This is a genomic window from Arthrobacter sp. NEB 688 (assembly GCF_013201035.1).
Classification (GTDB): Bacteria; Actinomycetota; Actinomycetes; order Actinomycetales; family Dermatophilaceae; genus Phycicoccus.
Window position 1 is genome coordinate 184,467 of sequence record NZ_CP053707.1, and the last position, 20,687, is coordinate 205,153.

Annotated in this window: 16 protein-coding genes and 1 tRNA gene; 10 read left to right on the forward strand and 7 right to left on the reverse strand. The window is 74.3% G+C overall.

The window, feature by feature from the left end; genetic code table 11:
* Positions 1-436: 436 nt before the first annotated feature.
* Together HL663_RS00850 and HL663_RS00855 are read right to left on the reverse strand one after the other, a co-directional pair.
* Positions 437-889, reverse strand: coding sequence for a PaaI family thioesterase (locus HL663_RS00850; RefSeq protein ID WP_216842642.1), 453 nt, complete (start codon positions 887-889; stop codon positions 437-439).
* Positions 886-2,319 (reverse strand): DHA2 family efflux MFS transporter permease subunit, encoded by a 1,434-nt coding sequence (locus tag HL663_RS00855; RefSeq protein ID WP_173026623.1) that lies wholly within the window; start codon positions 2,317-2,319, stop codon positions 886-888. The genes HL663_RS00850 and HL663_RS00855 overlap by 4 nt, the downstream gene beginning before the upstream one ends.
* 76 nt (positions 2,320-2,395) lie before the next feature.
* On the opposite strand from HL663_RS00855, the gene HL663_RS00860 reads away from it, so the two are divergent.
* Positions 2,396-3,052 carry a winged helix-turn-helix transcriptional regulator gene (locus HL663_RS00860; protein WP_173026624.1) on the forward strand — a complete coding sequence of 219 codons (657 nt, stop codon included), beginning with the start codon at positions 2,396-2,398 and terminating at the stop codon, positions 3,050-3,052.
* A 56-nt stretch (positions 3,053-3,108) separates the two neighbouring features.
* Here the strand turns inward: HL663_RS00860 and HL663_RS00865 are convergent, their stop codons facing one another.
* A complete protein-coding gene (locus tag HL663_RS00865) occupies positions 3,109-3,885 on the reverse strand; it encodes a glucose 1-dehydrogenase (RefSeq protein ID WP_173026625.1) in 777 nt (258 codons plus the stop codon).
* A 177-nt stretch (positions 3,886-4,062) separates the two neighbouring features.
* Here HL663_RS00865 and HL663_RS00870 point away from each other — a divergent pair, with 177 nt between their 5' ends.
* Positions 4,063-4,434 (forward strand): response regulator, encoded by a 372-nt coding sequence (locus HL663_RS00870; protein ID WP_173026626.1) that lies wholly within the window; start codon positions 4,063-4,065, stop codon positions 4,432-4,434.
* Here the strand turns inward: HL663_RS00870 and HL663_RS00875 are convergent.
* Positions 4,423-7,425: an ATP-binding protein gene (locus HL663_RS00875; protein WP_173026627.1), complete on the reverse strand. Its 3,003-nt coding sequence runs from the start codon at positions 7,423-7,425 to the stop codon at positions 4,423-4,425. The genes HL663_RS00870 and HL663_RS00875 overlap by 12 nt on opposite strands.
* A gap of 99 nt (positions 7,426-7,524) precedes the next feature.
* Between HL663_RS00875 and HL663_RS00880 the strand changes: the two genes are divergently transcribed.
* The 8 genes from HL663_RS00880 (at position 7,525) to HL663_RS19430 (ending at position 17,625) form a co-directional block, all read left to right on the forward strand.
* Positions 7,525-8,163 carry a response regulator gene (locus HL663_RS00880; RefSeq protein ID WP_173026628.1) on the forward strand — a complete coding sequence of 213 codons (639 nt, stop codon included), beginning with the start codon at positions 7,525-7,527 and terminating at the stop codon, positions 8,161-8,163.
* A gap of 138 nt (positions 8,164-8,301) precedes the next feature.
* Positions 8,302-8,769 (forward strand): hypothetical protein, encoded by a 468-nt coding sequence (locus HL663_RS00885; protein ID WP_173026629.1) that lies wholly within the window; start codon positions 8,302-8,304, stop codon positions 8,767-8,769.
* A gap of 806 nt (positions 8,770-9,575) precedes the next feature.
* Positions 9,576-10,064 (forward strand): heme-degrading domain-containing protein, encoded by a 489-nt coding sequence (locus HL663_RS00890; protein ID WP_173026630.1) that lies wholly within the window; start codon positions 9,576-9,578, stop codon positions 10,062-10,064.
* Between the two features lie 344 nt (positions 10,065-10,408).
* A complete protein-coding gene (locus HL663_RS00895; protein WP_286175831.1) occupies positions 10,409-11,962 on the forward strand; it encodes a glycosyltransferase in 1,554 nt (517 codons plus the stop codon).
* Positions 11,962-13,944: an ArnT family glycosyltransferase gene (locus HL663_RS00900; protein ID WP_173026631.1), complete on the forward strand. Its 1,983-nt coding sequence runs from the start codon at positions 11,962-11,964 to the stop codon at positions 13,942-13,944. Before HL663_RS00895 ends, HL663_RS00900 begins: the two co-directional genes overlap by 1 nt.
* Positions 13,945-14,021: 77 nt before the next feature.
* Entirely contained in the window at positions 14,022-14,993 is a 972-nt protein-coding gene (locus HL663_RS00905) for a DUF4397 domain-containing protein (RefSeq protein ID WP_173026632.1), read from the forward strand.
* A complete protein-coding gene (locus HL663_RS00910) occupies positions 14,993-16,147 on the forward strand; it encodes a glycosyl hydrolase family 8 (protein ID WP_173026633.1) in 1,155 nt (384 codons plus the stop codon). The genes HL663_RS00905 and HL663_RS00910 overlap by 1 nt, the downstream gene beginning before the upstream one ends.
* The gene (locus tag HL663_RS19430) at positions 16,144-17,625 is read left to right on the forward strand and encodes a class F sortase (RefSeq protein ID WP_173026634.1); all 1,482 of its coding nucleotides are present in this window, start codon (positions 16,144-16,146) and stop codon (positions 17,623-17,625) included. The genes HL663_RS00910 and HL663_RS19430 overlap by 4 nt, the downstream gene beginning before the upstream one ends.
* A 312-nt stretch (positions 17,626-17,937) precedes the next feature.
* On the opposite strand, the gene HL663_RS00920 is transcribed toward HL663_RS19430, so the two are convergent.
* The 3 genes from HL663_RS00920 to flhA form a co-directional block, all read right to left on the reverse strand.
* Positions 17,938-18,010 (reverse strand) — tRNA-Thr (locus HL663_RS00920).
* A gap of 269 nt (positions 18,011-18,279) precedes the next feature.
* Positions 18,280-18,609: a hypothetical protein gene (locus HL663_RS00925; protein WP_173026635.1), complete on the reverse strand. Its 330-nt coding sequence runs from the start codon at positions 18,607-18,609 to the stop codon at positions 18,280-18,282.
* A 1-nt stretch (position 18,610) separates the two neighbouring features.
* A complete protein-coding gene (gene flhA, locus HL663_RS00930) occupies positions 18,611-20,683 on the reverse strand; it encodes a flagellar biosynthesis protein FlhA (protein ID WP_173026636.1) in 2,073 nt (690 codons plus the stop codon).
* Between the last annotated feature and the right edge of the window lie 4 nt (positions 20,684-20,687).

Sequence of the window (20,687 nt, forward strand, 5' to 3'; positions counted from 1 at the left end):
GACCTGGTGGTCGGACGGGGCGCCGTGGTGTCGGTCCGGCGGCTGCGGCGTCGGCTCCCCCTGCGGAGCGTGGCCAGGCCGCCCGGCCTGGAGTCCGTCCCACCGCGGGCCCCTGCGCCCTGGGTGGATGGCCTGCGCTCACGGTCCTCCGCCCTGCACGGAGTGGGTGAGCTTCGACCCGAACTGCTGCATTCACTTGTCGTCCCGAAGACTTCTCGGGTGGCTTCCCTGCCAAGCCCTGAGGGCTCTCGCAGACCGGCGTCCGGTGGGCCCCTGCAGATCCACCGACTTTCCTTCCTGCTGACGACGACTTTACCCGGGCTTTACCTTCGGCGCCCCGGATTCAGGCCCGGGGCGACGAGGATCGCCCGAACGGATGAGTCACAAACCTCCGCTGCCGTGCCACGCATCCGGAAGATTCTGGCGCGGCGAAGGGTCAGGGCATGCGGACGAGGCAGGTGGTGCTCGCGTGCGCGAGCAGCCGCCCGGCGGCGTCGAGGAGGCGGCCCTCGGCCGTCGACTGCGTGCGGCCTCGGTGCAGCACCGTGCCGACGGCGCGGACCGGCCCGGTGCCGGGGCGCATCGGGCGCAGGTAGTGGACGGTGAGCTGGGCGGTCGTGTAGTCGGCGCCGGCCGGCAGGGTGGTGTGCACCGCGCAGCCCATGCACGAGTCGAGCAGGGTGGCCGCGACACCGCCGTGGACGGTCCCGAGCGGGTTGAGCATCCGCTCGTCCGGGGTGAGGACGAAGACCGCCGTGCCGTCCTCGACCGACTCGAGGTCCATCCCGAGGAGGGTGGCGATGCTCGGCGGCGGCAGGAGGCCGGACGCGACCCGTTGCATCACCTCGAGGCCGGAGAGCGTGGCGAGGCCGCCCGCCGCGGCGCTCACGGCCGGGCCCCGACGGCCGCCGGGGCGGCGAGGCTGTCGTGAGCCGAACCGCGGCGGGGCAGGGCGAGGGCCGCGACCGACGTGAGCACGCCGCAGAGCACGAGCATCACCCAGACGCCGCGGAAGTCGCCGGCAGTGGTCGTCGCGGTGACGGTACCGAGGATCGCGACCGTCAGGGCCACGCCGAAGGTCGCGCCGAGCTGCCGGATCGCCTGGTTGACGGCGGCGCCGGCGCCGAGGTCGTCCCGCGGGAGGCCCTGCACCGCAGCGCTCGTCAGCTGCGGGAGCACCAGGGCCACCCCGAGCCCCGAGAGCAGGGATGCGGGGAGCAGCTCGGTGACGTACGCGGGGCGGTCGCCGAGGCCGGTGAGCAGCAGCAGGCCGCCGGCGGCGTAGAGCAGTCCGCCGGGCACGAGCAGGGTGCGCTGGCCGTGGCGGGCGGCGACACGACCGAAGACCGGCGCGAGGGCCATGACGACGACCGGCCCGGGCATCATCGCCATCCCGGCGCGGACGATGCCGTACTGCCAGACCGCCAGCGTGAACTGGACGAGCGCGAAGAACATGGCGGTGAACCCGATGGTGAAGGCCGCGGTGGCGATGTTGGCCCAGCGCACCGACGGGGTCGCGAAGATCGTCAGGTCGAGTGCGGGGTGCGGCACGGCGAGGGTGCGCCGGACGAACGCGGCGAGGACGACGAGGCCGCCGGCGAGGACGCCCAGCGTGGCCGGCGAGGCCCATCCCCACCGGTCGCTCTGGACGATGCCGAGGGCCAGCAGGGTGAGGCCGCCGGCGAGCAGGACGATGCCGAGCGGGTCGGGGAAGCGGGCCCGCGAGGCCTCGCGCGACTCGGGCAGGAGGCGGGCGCCGAGGACGAGCGCGAGCAGCCCGACGGGCACGTTGACGAGGAAGGCCGCCCGCCAGTCCCAGGTCTGCACGAGGACCGCGCCGAGGGCGGGGCCGGCGGCGGCCGCGAGCGCACCGGACGCACCCCAGACCGCGACGGCGACCGGGACGCGGGCGGGCGGGAAGACCGAGAGGACGAGGGCGAGCGAGGCGGGGACGAGCGCGGCGGCGCCGAGCGCCTGGACCACGCGGAGCACGACGAGGAGGCCGGCCGACGGGGCCAGCGCGCAGAGGACGGAGGCGAGCGTGAAGGCCACGAGCCCGACGAGGAAGACCCGCCGCCGCCCGAAGCGGTCGGCCATCCGGCCCGCCGGGACCAGCGCGGCCGCGAGCGCGATCGTGTACGCCGAGAGGGTCCACGACATCGTCGCGAAGGACACCGTCGGGAAGCTGCGGCGCATGTCGTCGAAGGCGACGAACAGCACCTGCGCGTCGAGGAAGACCATGAACACGGCGAGGCTGGCGACGGCGACGACCGCCCAGGGGTCGACCGGGCGGCGCGCTGCCGCGGCGTGAGCGTCCATGGACGAGGACGCTAGACCCCGTGGTTGAGAAACTCAACCGTTTGATGGATGAAGTCAACCTGCCTACGATGGCGGTGTGCCCCACAAGAGCTACGACCAGTACTGCGGGATCGCGGCCGCGCTCGACGTCGTCGGCGACCGCTGGACGCTGCTGGTCCTGCGCGAGCTCTCGTTCGGGCGGCGGCGCTTCACCGACCTGCGCACCGGCCTGCCGGGCATCGCGTCCAACCTGCTGACCGACCGGCTGCGCGACCTCGAGGACGCCGGGCTCGTCGAGCAGCAGGAGCTGCCCGCGCCGGCGGCCCGCACGGTCTACGCGCTGACGGCCGACGGCCGGCGCATCGGCCCGGTGCTCGCGGCGCTGGCGAAGTTCGGGCTGCCGATGCTCGACGACCCCGTCGACGGCGGAGTCCGCCCGCGGACGGCGGTGCACGGGGTGCTGGCGCCCCTGCTCGACGGTGTCGCCGCGGCGGGGCGCGACCTGCTCGTGCGGTTCGAGCTGGACGGCGAGGAGCTCTGGCTCCAGGTCCGGGGCGGCCGGCTCGAGCGCGCCGACCGCACGGCCCGCCCCGACCTGGTCCTCACCGGTTCGGCCGCGGCCCTCGTCGAGCTCTGCCGTGGCACGGCCGACCTCGCGACGCTGTCACCGCGGATCACGGTGCGCGGGAGCCGAGCCGCGCAGAAGACGTTCCGCGAGCTCTTCCCCGTCGCGCAGGCTGTCCCGACCGCCTGACGACGCGCCTGCCGGGAGTCAGGGTCTCCCGGCAGGTCCGCCCTCCACGACCGGCCTCAGCCGGCCGTGATGCCGCCGTCGATGACGAGCTCGGAGCCGGTCACCCACGACGCCTCGTCCGAGGCCAGGTAGAGGACGCCCCAGGCGATGTCCATCGGCTCGCCCGGACGGCCGAGCGGGTGGACGGCGGAGAGCGCCTCGAAGAACGCCTGCCGGTCGCCGGTGTTGTCGCCGAGGAACTGGACCATCGGCGTCCACGTGTAGCTCGGGTGCACGGAGTTGACCCGGATCTTGTAGCCGGCCTTCGCGACGTGCAGGGCCGCCGACTTGGTGAACAGCCGCACGGCGCCCTTCGAGGCGTTGTACGCAGCGAGGTTCTCGATGCCGACGAGCCCGGCGATCGAGGAGATGTTGACGATGGAGCCGCCCTTCGGGTCCTGGTCCTTCATGACCCGGATGGCCTCGCGGGTGCCGAGGAAGACCGCCTCGTTGTTGATCGCGTTGACCCGGCGGAAGTCCTCGAGGGTGGTGTCCTCGACGGTGGCGTCGACGACGATGCCCGCGTTGTTCACGACGATGTCGAGACGTCCGTGCTCCGCGACGATCCCGTCGACGACCTCCGTCCAGGCGGCCTCGTCGGTCGTGTCCTGGTGCAGGTAGGTGGCCTTGCCCCCGGCGGCCCGGATCTCCTCGGCGACCGTCGCGCCGTCGCCGTCGAGGACGTCCGTGAGGACGACGGTCGCACCCTCCTGGGCGAACAGGCGACCGGTGGCCTCGCCCAGCCCCCGGGCACCCCCCGTGATCAGTGCAACCTTGCCTTGGACTCGTTCCATCGTGTCGCCTCTCTACGCTGAGATGGGTGTGGCGACGTCACGCTAGGTCCGGCCGCCGCACCGGTGGAGACGCACGCGGACCCGTCCGGCATGGTGCAGATGCACTACGCGCGACGGCCCCCCGCATCGCTATCGTCGAGGACCTCGAACGGCACCGGCCGAGGGGCGGACCAGCGGATGTACGTGTACGTCGTCGACGACGACGAGGTGACGCTCCAGATGATGGAGGTCGTCCTGGAGTCCGCCGGCCACCCCCACCGGACCTTCGCGCAGCCGCAGGAGGCGTTCCGCTGCCTCGGCCTGGAGCCGCTGCCCGACCTCGTCATCACCGACCTCGTCGCGGGGCCGCGGCGCGACGAGGGGTACCGGCTCATCTCACAGATCCGGGCGGACGCCCGCTTCGCCGCGGTGTCGGTCCTGGCCATCTCCGGGGTCACCGACGTGCGCGACCTGGCCCGGGCGCGCGCCCTCGGCGCCGACCACTGCCTGCGCAAGCCCGTCGACATCGCCGAGCTGACCGAGCTGCTCGACCGGATGTCACCCCGCTGACGAGCCGACCTCTGCTGCGCTGCGGCCGACCGAGGTCGGCGTGGTCCGCAGGTGGCGGCGCAGGATCGCCCGCAGCGCGTCGACCACGACCGGCTTGCCGAGGACTGCAGCCGGGGAGGCGCCGTCCGGGACGTCCAGGGGGCCGCCCGTGAGCACCACCGCGGCCGGCGCCGCGGCACCGAGGGACTCGACGACGCCGGCGAGCACGTCCCAGCCGGTCCCGTCGGGGAGCTCCACGTCGAGCACGACGACGTCCGGCGCGGGGCCGGTCGCGAGGAGGTGCCGGGCGGCGGCGCACGACGACGCGAAGGTGACCTCGACCCCGGGCCAGACCTCGAGCGCCGACGCCATGAGAGCCCGGCTCGCCGGGTCGTCCTCGAGGTGGAGGACGCGCCCGATCGGTGGTGCGTCGTGCGCGGGCGGCCGACGCACCGGGTCCTCGGGATCCGGCCGGTCGGCCCCGTCGGCCCTCACCGGCGGCAACGAGATGGCGAAGGTGCTGCCCTCCCCCTCCTGCGTCACCACGGCGAGGCTCCCACCCATCGCGAGCACCAGCTGCCGCGAGAGCGCGAGCCCCAGCCCCGAACCCTCGCCCGCCGCGGCGCCGGCGCGGTGGAACGGAGTGAAGAGGTGGGGCAAGTGCTCGGCGGCGATGCCGGGGCCGTTGTCCTGCACCGTGATCCGCCCCTCGTCCACCTCGATCGTCACGGTGCCCCCTCGGGGCGTGAACTTGATCGCGTTGCCGACGACGTTGAGCAGCACCTGTCGGAGCCGGTGCGGGTCGGCGGCCATCCACGCGTCGGCCCGGCCCCGCGGGCCGACGACCTCGATCGAGCGCTCGTCGGCGAGCGCCGCGAGGATGCTCAGGGCGTCCCGGCAGGCCGTCATGGCGTTGACGGGCTCCGGGACGAGGTGCAGCTGCCCGGTCTCGGCGCCGGTGAGGTCGAGCAGGTCGTTGATGGTGGCGAGCAGGTGCTGGCCGGCGCCGAGGATGTGGGCGAGGCTCTGGCGCTGACGGGCCGGGGGCAGCTCCACGGTCTGGAGCACCTGCGCGAACCCCATGACGGCGTTGAGCGGCGTGCGCAGCTCGTGGCTCACGAGCGCCACGAGCTCGCTCTTCGCGCGGCTCGCCGCCTCTGCCGCAACCTGGTTGCGCCTCGCCTGAGCGACCCGTCGACGCTCGGTCAGGTCGAAGAGCTCGACGCAGACGAAGCGGGGCGACCCGTCCTCCGCGCAGATGATGGTGCCGCTCATCGCCGCCGGGAGTGGCTCGTGGCGCGAGCCGACGATGCGCACCTCCGGCGTCCCCGGCCCGACGGCGACGCCGCGCTCGACGGACCGGGCGAGCCAGGTGCCGACGGCGGCGACGTCCTCGCTCGCGACGAGGTCGACGAACGCCTGCCCCACCGGGTCGTGGCCCGTCATCCACTGCAGGGCCGCGTTGGCCCGTCGCACCACCCCGGCCGGGTCGACGAGGGCGATGCCGAGCCCCGTCGTCTCGAAGGTGCTGCGGAAGAGCGCCTCGCTCTCGACGAGCTGGGCGTGCAGCTCGCTCGTGCGGATGGCGATGGCCGCGGCGTGCGTCAGGCGCTGGATGAGCGCGGTCGCCGAGGCATCGGGCGACCACGGGTGGTCGTGGTAGACCGCGAACGTCCCGAGCACGACGTCGCGCTCGTCGTCGACGATCGGCGTCGACCAGCAGGCGCGCAGCCCGTGCTCCAGCGCGGCCGCGCGGTAGTCGACCCAGCGGACGTCGGTCGCGATGTCGTGCGCGACGACCTCGGTCCGGGTGAAGGCCGCCGTCCCGCACGACCCCACGTACGGCCCGATGCGCACGCCGTCGATCCGCCGCCGGTAGGGGTCCGGCAGGCGGCCGCCCGCTCCGTGGCGCAGGGTCCCGGCGTCCCTGTCCAGCAGGAGGATCGAGGACCGCACGCCGGGCATCCGCTGCTCGACGACGAGCCCGAGATCCTCGAGCACGGCCGTCAGCGGCTCGCGCCGGGCGATCTTCTCGAGGATCGCCGCCAGGGTCAGCTCGGCGTCGACCCGCCCACCGACGGCCGGCACCGGGCCGTCGTGGCCGGACCGGGGCAGCTCGAGGCGGCAGACGACGCCCCGACCTCCCGGCCGGTCGACGAGGACGAGGCGACCGCCGTGGTCCTGCACGAGCTCGTTCACCTCGCAGAGGCCGAGCCCGTCCCGGGGGTCGTCCCACCCGCTCGCGAAGGGGGCGCAGGCCGTCTCCGTGGTCCAGCCGGCCGGCAGCCCGCAGCCGTCGTCGCGGACCTCGAGGACCACGCGGGTGCCGTCGGGGCTTCCGGCGACCCGCACCTCGACCTCCTCGGCGCCCGCGTACCGGCTGTTCTCGAGGACCCGGTCGAGGGCGTTGAGCAGGCCGATGCGGTCGCCGAGCACGAGCAGCGACCCCGGGTGGGCCGCGGGGTCGCTCGTGAGCCGCACCGCGATGCCCGTCGTGTCCTGCAGCGCCGTCGCCACCACGTCGGCCACGTCGACGACCTCCAGGGGCGGCCTCGCCGACCGCGTCCCCCGCGCCGCGTGCCAGGCCAGCCGGGCGCCCTCGTCGGCCAACCGGCGCAGCTGGCCCTTGCGGCGGGCGGGCTCGCCCACCTCGAGCAGCTGGGCCGCCATCGCGACGGCCGAGGCGTTGGTCGCGACGGAGTGCGCGGCCGACTGGACGGTGGTCCGCGCCACCTCGGTGCGCTCGACGATGGCCCGGGCCGCCTCGCAGGCCGCGCCGAGCACACCGAGGTCGGGGTGGGCCGGGTCGCCGCAGGGGACGACGACCGTCGCGCCCGCGAGCTGCGCCGCGACGGCCTGGTCCGGCGCGCACGCGTCGACGAGCGCGACGATGGGGGTGTGCGGCGAGGAGCGGCGCAGGCCGGCGACCTCGTCGGCGCGCACGACGCGGGGCCGGGGGACGGAGCCGACGTCGGTCTCGGTCCCGGCCTCGGGTGAGATGATCCCTTGCATCGCTCTCCCGGAGTGAGGAAAGTCGGCAGCACGCTCCCGGCACCGTCGCCGGGGCATCAGTATCCACGCGTGGGGGGTCGGGTGTCACCGAGGCCGAAGGTGCTGCTGGTCGACGACCACCAGATGTTCGCCGAGCTGCTGGCCGAGAGCCTGACCGCGAGCGGCTTCGAGGTCGTGGGCATCTGCGCGACGCTCGACGCCGGGCTGAGCGCCGCGGCCGAGACCGGGCCCGACGTCGTCATCCTCGACCATCGGGTCCCGCCCGGGGCGGGCGCGAGCATGGTCACGACCTTCCGCCGGACGGCGCCGGCCGCGCGCATCCTCATGCTCACGGCGTCCGAGGAGCGCTCCGTGCTGTGGGAGGCGATGGACGCGGGCAGCGACGGGTTCGTCACCAAGCGCCAGTCGGTGGGGACCGTCATCGCCGCGGTCCACGCGGTCCTCGAGGGGCAGACGCCGGTCTCCCCCGACATGGTCGGCGCGCTCGTCGGGCGTCGGGCCGCGGTGCCGGGCGGGGACCTGTCCGGACGGGAGACGGAGATCCTCCAGCTGCTGGGGGCCGGATGGTCCAACCGCGACATCGCGACCCGCCTGCAGATCAGCCCCAACACGGTGCGCAACCACGTCCAGCACATCTTCGTGAAGCTCGACGCGCACTCGAAGCTCGAGGCCGTCGCCGTCGCCTCCCGGCTGGGGCTCCTGCACTCCGACCGCAGCCGGACCGTCGACCCGTCCTGACGGCCGCGTCGGAGCGGTGCTCGGCCGCGTGCGTTGCTCGGGTCAGGACTACGTCGGCCACAGGCCCGCGACAGGTGCCCGTCGGAACCTGAGGTGACGAGCGGCCACCCGGCCGCCGACCGACCCCAGGAGCACCCCATGCGACCCAAGACCATCGGCCTGGCCGCCGCCTCTCTCGCGGCCGTCGGCGCCATCGCCCTCGGCGGCGCGAGCATCGCCTCGGCCGCCGAGGACTCGACCGCGTCCCCGAGCCCCTCCACCTCCGCCTCGGCGTCGTCGGGTGACCACGGGCGCGGGTCGCAGGACACCGCCGTCACCGGCAGCGAGTCCGACAAGGTCATCGCCGCCGTCAAGGCCGAGGACTCCGCCGCCACCATCGACACCGTCCGCAAGGACCCCGACGGCTCCTACGACGCCCTCGGCACCAAGGACGGCAGCCCCGTCTTCTACGAGGTGAGCGCCGACCTCAAGACCGTCACCGCCAACACCCACGGACCCGGAGGAGGCCACGGCCCGGACGACTCGTCCGGCGGTGGCACGACGAGCACCGACCCCTCCGACGCCAACACGGCCACGACGAGCGCGACCACGACCGCCACCGTCTGAGCCGCAGCTCGCGAGGCGGCGCCGGCCGACTCCGCGCAGCCACCGGGCGCTGCCGTCGCGCAGAGGCCGTGGCACGCAGCACGGCGCCCCGCCCGACCTGGTGGTCGGACGGGGCGCCGTGGTGTCGGTCCGGCGGCTGTGGCGTCGGCTCCCCCTGCGGAGCCCGGCCAGGCCGCCCGGCCTGGAGTCCGTCCCACCGCGGGCCCCTGCGCCCTGGGTGGATGGCCTGCGCTCACGGTCCTCCGCCCTGCCGGAGTGGGTGAGCATCGACCCGAACTGCTGGATTCACTTGTGTTCCCGAGGATCTCGGGTGGCTTCCCTGCCAAGCCCTGAGGGCTGTCGCAGAACGGTGTTCGTCGGGCCCCTGCAGACCCTCGGTCCTTCCTTCCTGCTGACGACGACTTTACCGGGCCTTTACTGTTCGCGCTCCGTTTCTGGATCTTCACGGCAAACATCGGCCGAACGGATGAGTCGAGGAACGCCACATCCGCCTACTGATTCCGAAGCAGTTCGGCGTCTTGAGCGCCGAAGCAGCAGACTTTCACATCGCGCCTCGGCCCGGATGGCCACGGCTACAGGGGGCGTGGGCCCTCGTGGGGCGATCGACCCGGCCCGCACGGATCCGCAGCGGTGCGAGAACCCCGGCCGGCGCGCAACGGCTGTTCAGCGGAGGGTTCGCGGCCTCACCACGGGAGGACCCCACATCGGCGGACCCGGGGCGGCGCGTCACCGATGACGGCCACCCTCGCCCTCGCCGGCGTGATGAGACGCAGCACCCTCTGGTCGAGGTGCCCGATGATGGGGCCATGGACCAGTGGCCGACAGTGGAAGAACTCATCCGAGCGGAGGACGAGATCGTCCTGCCCGGGCTCACCGAGCGGACGGCTTACGAGCTCGGCTGCCACGCGGTGGACGCCGGTCTGCAGCAGGGCCTGCCGATCGCGATCGGCGTCTGGCGTGGGGAGCGTCAGCTGTTCCACTGCGCGCTGCCGGGGTCGACGCAGGACAACAACGAGTGGCTGCGACGCAAGGGGCGAGTGGTGATGCGGTTCGAACGCTCGTCGCTGTACGTCGCCCGGCTGTGCAAGGACCAGGGAACCACTCTCGCCGAGAAGTTCGCGTTGCCCACGTCGCGGTTCGCCGCTGCCGGCGGGGCCGTCCCGCTGCGGGTCCGAGGGGCCGGTGTCGTGGGATGGATGGGGGTCTCCGGGTTGCCGCAGCTCGCCGACCACCAGTTCGTCATGGCGACGCTGCGGGACCACCTCGCCGCGGGGAGCCCGGGCCCGACGGGATGACGCAGGTGGAAGTGCCCGCTCCTGGCCGATGAGCGTGTGTGCGGACGACCCCGCGACGGGCGGTCCCGTGGGGTTCGGGCCCTGCAGGAAGCCATGGACCACCACCTGGTGATCACCCGCGACGGCAGTCCAGCCGGGGGGCCTGCCGCACACTCGTGTGCCGCTGCACAGCGCCGAACTCCTGACGCCTGGATCAGCCGATGGTCCTGATGTGCGACACGGACCAATCCGGTCGCACCTCGGCTCCGAAGCACTGCGTGACCGGTCGCGTTCTGTAGCAGGGGCGTGACGCCGCCCGGCACCGGCGCCGGACGTCACCCGCAACCGATCAGCAGGGGTCTCCCGTGCGCTTTCGCATCGCTCTCGTCTGCCTGTCCTCCCTCGCTCTCCTCCTCCCGACCTCTGCGGCCCTGGCCGTCGAGTCGCCGCGCCCGGCGGTCTCCTCGGAGGCCACCCCGAGCCCGGTGCTCCCCGAGCAGGGCGGCTCGCTCGCCGACCCGCTGGGCGGCGGCATCCCCGCCGTCGGCGACCCGTCGACGGGCCCGGCACCGGTCGAGGTGACGGACCGGGTGCCGACCTCGGAGAACCCGTCGAGCGTGCTCGGCTGGGCCGGCGTGCTCCTGCTCGTCCTCGTGTCCCTCGTCCTGTCCGGGGTGGCCTTCACGACACTCGCGTGGATGCTGCACGCCTGGCGCACGCCGGAAGGCCTGCGCGCGACCCGGTTCGGCGGCCGCTCCAGCCGCGAGAAGCCGCTGCGCTTCAGCCTCCTGGTGCCGGCGCGGCACGAGGAGGCCGTGCTCGGCGACACCCTCGACACCCTGAGCGCGCTCGACTACGGCGACCTCGAGATCATCGCGATCGTCGGCGACGACGACGAGGGCACGGCCGCCGTCGCGCACGCCGCCGCGAGGCGCCACCCCGGCCGCGTGCGGGTCGTCGTCGACTCCAGCGTCCCCAAGAACAAGCCGAAGGCCCTCAACACCGCACTGCGCGAGGTGACCGGCGACGTCGTCGGCGTCTTCGACGCGGAGGACGAGGTCCACAGCGACCTCCTCGCGCACATCGACGCGCGCTTCCACGAGACCAAGGCCGACATCGTCCAGGGCGGCGTGCAGCTGATGAACGTCCACACGACGTGGTGGTCGATGCGCAACTGCCTCGAGTACTACTTCTGGTTCCGCAGCCGCCTGCACTTCCACGCCGGTCAGCGGTTCATCCCGCTCGGCGGCAACACGGTCTTCATGCGCACCGACCTGCTGCGCGAGGTCGACGGCTGGGACCCCGAGTGCCTCGCCGAGGACTGCGAGATCGGCGTGCGCGTCTCGACCCGCGGGGCCACCGTCGCCGTCGCCTACGACCCCGAGCTCGTCACCCGCGAAGAGACCCCCGGCGCCCTCCCGTCGCTCATCAAGCAGCGCACCCGCTGGAACCAGGGCTTCCTCCAGGTGCTCGCCAAGGGCGTCTGGCGCGAGCTGCCGACCGCCCGCCAGCGGCTGCTGGCCCGCTACACGCTCTCGATGCCGTTCCTCCAGGCCTTCACCGGCCTGATGATCCCGGTCTCGCTCGGGCTCGTCCTCTTCGCGAAGGTCCCGACCTGGGTCAGCCTCGTCACCTTCCTCCCGCTCGTGCCGACCCTCGTCACGCTCGCCGTCGAGGCCGCCGGCCTCCACGAGTTCGGCCGCGCCTACGACGTCAAGGTCCGGCTGCGCGACTACGCCGTCCTCGTCCTCGGGGCCTTCCCCTACCAGGTGCTCCTCGCGGGGGCCGCCGTGCGCGCGGTCTGGCGCGAGAAGCGCGGCCAGCGCGGCTGGGAGAAGACCGAGCACAGCAACCTCCACCGCACCCCGGCGCCGGCCCTCGCCCCGGTCGTCGAGCTCGCCGAGCGGAAGGCCTCCTGATGACCGTCATCGACCGCCCCACCACGACCACCGGGGTCGCTCCCGACGACGCGACGCCCGCGACCTCGCGGCTGCGCCGGGCCTGGTCCCGCGCCACCGACCCGCGCGGCGACCTCGTCGTCCTCGCGCCGCTGCTCGTCCTCGCCGGCGTCGTCATGCGCATCGGGCTCTACAGCGCGCCGCAGCGCATCGACGACGAGGGTACGTACGTCGCCCAGGCCTGGGCCGTCTTCCACCTCGGCGAGCTGACGCACTACACGTACTGGTACGACCACCCGCCGCTGGGCTGGTTGCAGATCGCCCTGTACACCGAGCTGACGGGCGCCTTCGACCGCGCCCCGAACGCCGTCGGCGCCGGCCGCGAGCTCATGGTGCTGCTCGCGCTCGTCAGCGCCGCGCTCCTCTGGGTGCTCGCGCGCCGGCTGCGGATGCCCCGCTGGGGCGCCGGGCTGGCGGTGGCCCTCTTCACGCTGTCGCCGCTGGCCGTGCAGTTCCACCGCACCGTCTACCTCGACAACGTCGCGACGCCGTGGCTCCTCGGGGCGTTCGTCCTCGCGCTCAGCCCGCGGCGGCGTCTCGGCGCCTTCGCGGCGGCCGCGGTCTGCTTCGCCGTCGCCGTGCTGTCCAAGGAGACGACCTTCCTCCTCTTCCCGGTGCTCGCCTACCTCCTGTGGAGCCGCAGCCGGGGCGGCACCCGCCGCTACGCGGTCGCGGTCTCCGCGACGCTCTTCGTGCTCATCGGCACCTTCTACGTCCTCTTCGCCGCGCTCAAGGGCGAGGTCGTCCCCGGCCAGGGCCGCACCAGCCTCCTCGGCGGCGTGCTCTACCAGCTGTCCGGCCGCGAGAGCAGCGGCAGCATCTTCGACCCCGAGTCGCTCGGCCACCGCACGGTCTCCATCTGGCTGCAGCTCGACACCGTCCTGCCCGCCGTGGCCGTCGTCGCGACGCTGCTGGCCTTCGCCGTCCGACGGCTGCGGCCGTTCGCGGCGGCGATGGCCATCCTGCTGGCGATGCTCGTCCGCCCCGGGTACCTGCCCGTGCCGTTCGTCGTCGCGCTGCTGCCGCTCGGGGCGCTGCTCGTCGCGGGCGTCGCGACCACCCTCTGGGAGAACCGGCCGACCCGCCTCGCGGGACGCCGGGTCGGCCGCGTGGCGGCCGGCGCGCTCGTCGCCGTCGGGCTCGGCCTCGCCGCCGTCGCCACGCCCGCCTGGGCCGGCCAGCTGCGCGGCCTGATGATCGCGCCGCTCGACCAGCCGATGACCGACGCGACCGCGTGGATCGCGCAGAACGTGCCGACCGGCGAGCGCATCCTCACCGACGACGCGCTGTGGGTCGACCTCGTCGAGCAGGGCCGCGCCCGCGGCGACGTCGTCTGGTTCTACAAGCCCGACACCGACCCGGCCGTCCCGAAGGGCGCCGACGCCTACCAGTGGGTCGTCTCGACCGACTCCGTCCGCAGCGACCCCCGCTCGTTCCCGACCCTCGCCGAGGCGCTGGAGCGCAGCGTCCCGGTCGCGGCGTTCGGGACCGGGGAGCGCCGCGTCGAGGTCCTCCGGGTGCAGCGCGCCGGCACCGACCCCGAGGTCCTCGAGCAGCAGCGCGCCGCGGCGGCCGCTGCGGGCCAGCAGCTCGTCGCCAACCCGGCCATCACGACCTCGACGGCCGCGCGCGACGCACTCCTGTCCGGCCGGGTCGACCCGCGCCTGCTCACCGTGCTGGCCTCCCTCGGAGCGCAGCACACGCTGAGCCTCGAGGCGCTGCCGCAGCCCGCCCCGGAAGAGGCGGCCGGTGCCGCGCGCCGCACGGTGACCATCACGGAGGTGGACGGCGACGCCGCCGTCCGGGACTCGTCAGCGGCGGCCGAGGTCGCGCGCCTGTCCGCTGACCGCCCGGCCCCCTACCGCGCCGACGTGCGCTTCACCGAGGCCGGGAGCGACACCCCGCCGGCCCTCGTCCTGTCCTGGCCCCGGTCGACCCGATGACCCGCCGCGCCACCACCCCGACCCGTTCCACCAGGGCCGCCACGCGCGTCCTGACCGCCCCCGGAGAGAGGAACACCATGCACACCACCACGCCACACCGGGCGCCCCGCGTCCTCGCGGTCCTCGCGGCCGCCGTGGCCGTCGCCCTCGGCGCCTTCGCGCCCTCGGCGTCCGCCGCCCCCGCCCCCGCCGCCGACGGGATGGCCACCGCCTGGGTCCGCGCCGCGCACCTCGTCCCGGGGATGGGGAAGATGACCATCAGCCTCGTGCCCTTCGCGGGCGCGGCGGCCGGGGACGTCACCAAGCCCGGTGTCCCCGAGGCCGAGCAGAAGGACGGCGCCCGCGTCGTCGAGCCCGCGGCCGGCTACGGCACGGCGGGGGACTACCGCCAGGTCCCGCAGGGTCTCTACACCGTCACCGTCCGCCCGGCGGGCGCCGCGGCGGACGCCCCGCCGGTCCTCACCGGCACCGTCGACGCCAAGGCGGACCAGGCGTACACGCTGGCTGCGCTGGGCACCAAGAGCTCGCCGCGCATCCAGGTCCTCTCCGACGACCTGCGCCCGCCGAAGGCGGGGACCGCGAGCGTGCGGCTGCTCCCGGCGGCCACGCGGGCGTCGGCCGTCACCGTCGCCGCGCAGAACGGCCCGACGGTCGCCGACGACGCGAAGTTCGGCACCCCCACCGGGTACGCCGCGGTGCCCGACGGGCCGTGGACGCTGAACGTCAGCACGACGACGACGAGCGCCGGCCGCGCGACGCAGGGCAGCAGCACGACCGGCAAGGTCGACCTCGCGAGCGGCGGCGTCTACACCCTCCTCGTCCTCGACTCCGCGAACGGCGAGGGCGTCGCCCTCAAGCCGGTCGTGGACGCACAGGGCGTCGCGACCGCCCCGAAGGACGGCGTGCAGACCGGGGGCGGCGGGATGGCCACGCGCCCGGCCGACACCACCCTGCTCGGCGGTCTCGGTCTCGCCGCGGCCGGTGCGTCGTTCCTCCTCGTCCTGGCCGTGCGTCGGCGCTCCTCCCTCCTGTCGACGCGCCGCGCCTGATGCGGTCCGTCCGGGGCCCGCTCGCGCTCGTCGCGGTCCTCTCCGTGGCGGTCGCCACGGTGCTGGCCCTCGTCGTGACCGGGTGGTCCCCCGACGGGGACACCCCGCGGTCCGCCGCCCCGACGGCCGCCCCGTCGGCCTCGGGGTCGGCGCTGCCCGCCGGCCCGGACCTCGCCGCCCGCTTCGTCGACGCCTACGTCGACGCGGACGGGAGGGTGGTCCGCCGCGACCAGGGTGGTGACACCGTGAGCGAGGGCCAGGCGTACGCCATGCTCCTCGCCGCGGCGGACGACGACGAGCAGACCTTCGACCGGGTCTGGGGCTGGACCCGCGCGAACCTCCTGCGTCCCGACGGCCTGCTGTCGTGGACGTGGGCGGACGGCGCCGTCGTCGACGCCAACTCGGCGGCCGACGCCGACGTCGACGCGGCCCACGCCCTCGTCGTCGCCGGCGAGCGGTTCGGCCGGTCGGACCTCGCGTCCGCGGGGAGGGCGCTCGCCGCGGCGGTGCTCGACCACGAGACGGCGCAGACCTCGCTCGGCCGGGTCCTGCTCGCCGGGCAGTGGGCCGACACCGAGCCCTACCGGGTCAACCCCAGCTACTCGGCCCCCGCGGCGTACGCCGTGCTGGGCCGGGCCACCGGCGACGCCCGCTGGGCGGACCTCGCCGACGGCGACCGGGCCGTGCTCGGCGCCCTGCTCGACGAGGCGCCGCTCCCACCGGACTGGGCCCAGGTGCGGGCCGACGGGACGGTCGACGCGATGCCCCCGCCCGGCGGAGGCGAGGTCGCCCACGGTCTCGACGCCCAGCGCGTCGCCGTCCGGTACGCGGTGTCGTGCGACACCGACGACCGCGCCCTGGTCGAGCGGCTCGGCGGTGCGGTGCCCACCGCGACCGCCGACGTCCGCGGCGTCTACGACCTCGGCGGCACCGCCACGGTCGAGTGGCAGCACCCCGTCGCGCTCGTGTCGGCGGCCGCCGTCAGCGACGCCGAGGGGAAGACCGGCCCGGCCGGCGAGCTGCTGCGTGCGGCCGCCGACCTCGACACCCGGGCGAGCACCTACTACGGCGCGGCCTGGGCCGCCCTCGGGGAGGACCTCCTCGAGGACCCGACGACGCTCGGCATCACCTGCCGGGACCAGGAGACCCGATGACCCCCGACACCACCCCCGTGACGTCCGCGCTCGTCGTCGTCCCCACCTACGACGAGCGGGAGTCCGTCGAGCGCGCGGTCACCCGGGTGCTCGCCGCCGACCCGCGTACCGAGGTGCTGGTCGTCGACGACGGCAGCCCGGACGGCACGGCCGACCTCGTCGCGGCGCTCGCCGCCGACGAGCCCCGGCTGCACCTGCTGCGCCGCAGCGGGAAGGGCGGGCTCGGCAGTGCCTACCGCGCCGGCTTCGCGTGGGCGCTCGAGCGCCGGTACGACGCCGTCGTCGAGATGGACGCCGACCTGTCGCACCCCGCGACGCGGCTGCCCGCGCTGCTCGACGGCCTCGCCGACGCCGATCTCGTCATCGGCTCGCGGTGGGTGGACGGCGGCGCGACGCATGGCTGGCCACTGTCCAGGCAGCTGCTGTCCCGCGGCGGCAACCTCTACGTCCGGATCGCCCTCGGGCTCGGGGTGGGGGACGCGACCGCCGGCTTCCGGGCCTTCCGGCGCGCCGCCCTCGAGACGATCGACCCCACGAGCCTGGTCAGCGAGGGGTACGCGTTCCAGATCGAGTCGACGTACGTCGCCCGCCGGCTGGGGTTGCGCCTGCTCGAGGTCCCCATCACGTTCACCGAGCGCGCTGAAGGCACCTCGAAGATGAGCGGTCGCATCGTCCTCGAGGCGCTGCTGCGGGTCACCGGCTGGGCGGTCGGCATCGGTCGTCCCCCGGCGGCCCGACGACGTGCGGTGCTCGCCCGTGGCGGCTCGGTCCCCGCGGTGCGGCCGCTCGCGAAGGTCGCGGCGGTGCTCGCCGCGCTGGCGCTCGTCGGTGGCGTCGCGCTCGCGGCCCGGGCGGCGACGCACCCCGAGCCGGCGAGCCTGGCACCCCTCCCGGCGCGCAGCGCCGCCCCGGTCCCGGCCTCGCCGTCGCCGGACGCCACGCCGTCCGGGGCGGGCGACGCCGCCGGCGGTGACGAGGCCCGCGACGCGGGCTCGAACGACGCGTCCATCCCGGTGCCTGCGGCCGGCTCCGACACGCCCGCGGCGCAGCAGCCGGTGGCCATCCGGATCCCCGCCATCGGGGTCGAGTCGCGGCTCATCGACCTCGGGATCGCGAAGGACGGGACGATGCAGGTGCCGACCGACCCGGCGCTCGCGGGCTGGCTCACCGGTGCCCCGGCGCCCGGAGAACGCGGCCCCGCGGTCATCGCCGGCCACGTCGACACGCACGAGGGGCCGGCCGTGTTCTACCGCCTGCGCCAGCTCGAGCCCGGTGACGCCATCGAGGTCGAGCGGCGCGACGGCACGACCGTGACCTTCACCGTCCGCCGGCTGGAGACCTTCGCGAAGGACGACTTCCCGACCGACCGGGTCTACGGGCCCGCCCCCGGCCCGGTGCTGCGCCTCATCACGTGCAGCGGCGACATCGACCCCGTGACCGGGCACTACGTCGACAACACCGTGGTGTTCGCCTCCTGAGTCAGCGCCGGCTCGAACAGCCAACGACTCTGAGCGCGTTGGCCCCCTGGCTCTCGAGAACCAGGGGCCAGTGCGGGATGGGGCCGTTGTTGAGGAGTGGCTACTACGTCTGAGGGGGGCCGGCCGCTGCCGCTGGCGGTCGACTGGCGGCGGAAAGACGCGGCTGACTCACCATGAAACTGACCGAGGACTTCGTCGCACCGGGGCGGCACTTGCCAGGGTGCTTCATCTAGGACGGTGCGGCGGCGAACTGCTCTTATCCCGAGCTGCGCCTGTCGTGCGGTACAGCCCGCATGCCCAAGTGGGTCAGAGAGCTGGCGGGGGGACTCGAACCCCCAACCCCCTGTTTACAAGACAGGTGCGCTACCAGTTGCGCCACGCCAGCGGGTCGGCCCGGGAGGCCGACGGCCCCACACTCTATCGGCCGCTCGACGGCCGCCTGCGTGGCTTCCGGTCGGGTCGTGACCGTCGTCGGCGCAGGTCATCCGGTCGAGGTGACAGTCGACCCTCGCGGGGTCGGACCTCACCTCGCACGCGGGGCGCCGGCTCGGGGCATCCGGGCTGGCACACGAGCTCGTCCGCGAGGCCCCGGCTCGGAGATCTTGTCTCGTCGACATCTCGGGGTGATCCCGAGATGTGGTGACGCGCAGGGCGTCAGGGGGTGCCGGGGGCGGGGTCGGCGGGTGCGGGCTCCGGCGCCATCTCGGCCACGGGCGCCGCCACCGGGACGCGAGATGGTGCAGCGGCACGCGCCGGGGGGTTGTGGAGCGTCGAGGCGACGATGCCGACACCGACGACGGCGGCCAGCCACGCGAGGCCGAAGCGGAGGACGGCCTGGTCGATCGAGAGGTTGCCGGCCTGGACGAGCATCGCGGCGGGGACGAACATCCCCACCCCGAACAGGGCGCCGAGGCCGAAGCGCTCGGGCGAGTGCGGCTTGGCCGCCTTGGCCTTGCCCTCTCCCCCATCCTTCTTGCGACCCACGTCAGACCCCCGCCGTGCCGAGCGCGTCGGCCGGGGCGACGTCGACGACGCCCGCGGTGGTCAGGGTCAGGTGCCCGCCGAGCTCCTGGTACGCGAGCACCGGCAGCTGCGGGGCCGCGCCCTCGACGAGCCGGCGCACCGCCCGCCGCAGCGGCTGCGCGCAGACCAGCACCGGCTGCACGCCGGCCTCCTCGACCGAGCGCGAGACGCGGGCGGCCTCGGTGGCCAGCCGGTCGGCGAAGTAGGGGTCGAGCAGCAGCTGGGCGCCGCCGTCGCCGGTGCGCAGCGACTCGAGCAGCCGCTGCTCCAGGCGCGGCTCGAAGGTGAGGACGTGCAGCTCGCCGTGGGAGGCGTGCGACGCGGCGATGGCCGGGCCGAGCGCCAGGCGGGCGGCCTCGACGAGCGCGTCGGGGTCGGTGGTGACGCGGGCCCGTAGCGAGATCGCCTCGAAGATGCGGACGAGGTCGCGGATGCCGACGCCCTCGACGAGCAGCCCCTTGAGCACGCGCTGGATCTCGCCGAGCGCGAGCGGGTTCGGGGTGAGCTCCTCGATGACCTGCGGGTGCGTGGAGCGCACCGCGTCGACGAGCAGCTTGACGTCCTCGCGGCCGAGCAGGTCGGCGGCGTGCCGGCGCACGGTCTCGGCGAGGTGGGTCGTGATGACCGACGAGCGGTCGACGACGGTGCCGTCGAGCGCCTCGGCGCGACCTCGCAGGTGCGCGGCGACCCACTTGGCCTCGAGCCCGAAGACCGGCTCGCGGGTGGGGGTGCCCTCGAGGTGCGCGATGGCGTCGCCGATGACGAGCACGTGCCCGGCGGGTGCCTCGCCCCGCGCGACCTCGACGCCGTGGACGCGGATGCCGTACGTGTGCGAGGGCAGGTCGAGGTTGTCGCGGGTGCGCACGAGCGGGATGACGACGCCGAGCTCCATCGCGAGCTTGCGACGCAGCGCCTTGACCCGGCCGAGCAGGTCGCCGCCGTTGTCGGCGTCGACGAGGCCGATGAGGTCGAAGGCCAGCTCGAGCTCGAGCGGCTCGACGCGGATGTCGTGGGCGAGGACCTGCGGGCTGTCGGGCGACGGTGCGGCGTCGCGCTCGGCGGCGGCCTCCTCGGCGCGCCGGGCCTCCTCGCGCTCCTCGAGCTTGGGCATCGCGCGGGCCAGGAGGATCGCGCCGCCGCCGACGAGGATGAAGGGCAGCTTCGGCAAGGCGGGCACGAGGGCCAGCGCCATGATGACGACGCCGGCGATCTGGATGGCGCCGCGCTGCTGGCCGAACTGGTGGATGATGTCGCCGCCCATGTCGCGCTCGGTCGAGGCGCGGGTGACGATGATGCCGGTCGACATCGACAGCAGCAGGGCGGGGATCTGCGAGACGAGGCCGTCGCCGACCGACAGGAGGCTGTAGGTCTGGATCGCGTCCCCGACGGCCTGGCCGTTCTGGACGACGCCGATGACGAGCCCGCCGATGAGGTTGACGAGCGTGATGACGATGGCGGCGATCGCGTCGCCCTTGACGAACTTCGAGGCACCGTCCATCGCACCGTAGAAGTCGGCCTCCCCCGAGACCTCCTTGCGGCGGCGACGCGCCTCGTCCTCGTCGATGAGGCCCGAGTTGAGGTCGGCGTCGATGGCCATCTGCTTGCCGGGCATCGCGTCGAGCGTGAAGCGGGCGGCGACCTCCGCCACGCGCCCGGCACCGTTGGTGATGACGACGAACTGGATGACGACGAGGATGAGGAAGATGACGAGGCCGACGACGAGCGAGCTGCCGACGACGAAGTGACCGAACGCCTCGATGACCTTGCCGGCGAACCCGTCGACGAGCACGAGGCGGGTCGCGCTGATGTTGAGCGCGAGACGGAAGAGCGTCGCGACGAGCAGCAGCGACGGGAAGACCGCGAAGTCCAGCGGCCGCGTCACGCGCAGCGCGACGAGCAGCACGAGCACCGAGATCGTGAGGTTCACGGCCAGCAGCAGGTCGAGCAGCATGCTCGGCACCGGCACGACCATCATGACGACGACCCCGACGACGGCGGCCGGGATGCCGATCTGGCTCAGCCGCGTGTTCTTCATCGGA

What these genes read in the sequence shown, in the direction of transcription:
- HL663_RS00855 (WP_173026623.1), bottom strand. Translation starts at nt 2,319, where the DNA reads ATGGACGCTCACGCCGCGGCAGCGCGCCGCCCGGTCGACCCCTGGGCG.
- HL663_RS00865 (WP_173026625.1), bottom strand. Translation starts at nt 3,885, where the DNA reads ATGGAACGAGTCCAAGGCAAGGTTGCACTGATCACGGGGGGTGCCCGG.
- HL663_RS00870 (WP_173026626.1), top strand. Translation starts at nt 4,063, where the DNA reads ATGTACGTGTACGTCGTCGACGACGACGAGGTGACGCTCCAGATGATG.
- HL663_RS00875 (WP_173026627.1), bottom strand. Translation starts at nt 7,425, where the DNA reads ATGCAAGGGATCATCTCACCCGAGGCCGGGACCGAGACCGACGTCGGC.
- HL663_RS00885 (WP_173026629.1), top strand. Translation starts at nt 8,302, where the DNA reads ATGCGACCCAAGACCATCGGCCTGGCCGCCGCCTCTCTCGCGGCCGTC.
- HL663_RS00890 (WP_173026630.1), top strand. Translation starts at nt 9,576, where the DNA reads ATGGACCAGTGGCCGACAGTGGAAGAACTCATCCGAGCGGAGGACGAG.
- HL663_RS00900 (WP_173026631.1), top strand. Translation starts at nt 11,962, where the DNA reads ATGACCGTCATCGACCGCCCCACCACGACCACCGGGGTCGCTCCCGAC.
- HL663_RS00905 (WP_173026632.1), top strand. Translation starts at nt 14,022, where the DNA reads ATGCACACCACCACGCCACACCGGGCGCCCCGCGTCCTCGCGGTCCTC.
- HL663_RS00910 (WP_173026633.1), top strand. Translation starts at nt 14,993, where the DNA reads ATGCGGTCCGTCCGGGGCCCGCTCGCGCTCGTCGCGGTCCTCTCCGTG.
- HL663_RS19430 (WP_173026634.1), top strand. Translation starts at nt 16,144, where the DNA reads ATGACCCCCGACACCACCCCCGTGACGTCCGCGCTCGTCGTCGTCCCC.
- flhA (WP_173026636.1), bottom strand. Translation starts at nt 20,683, where the DNA reads ATGAAGAACACGCGGCTGAGCCAGATCGGCATCCCGGCCGCCGTCGTC.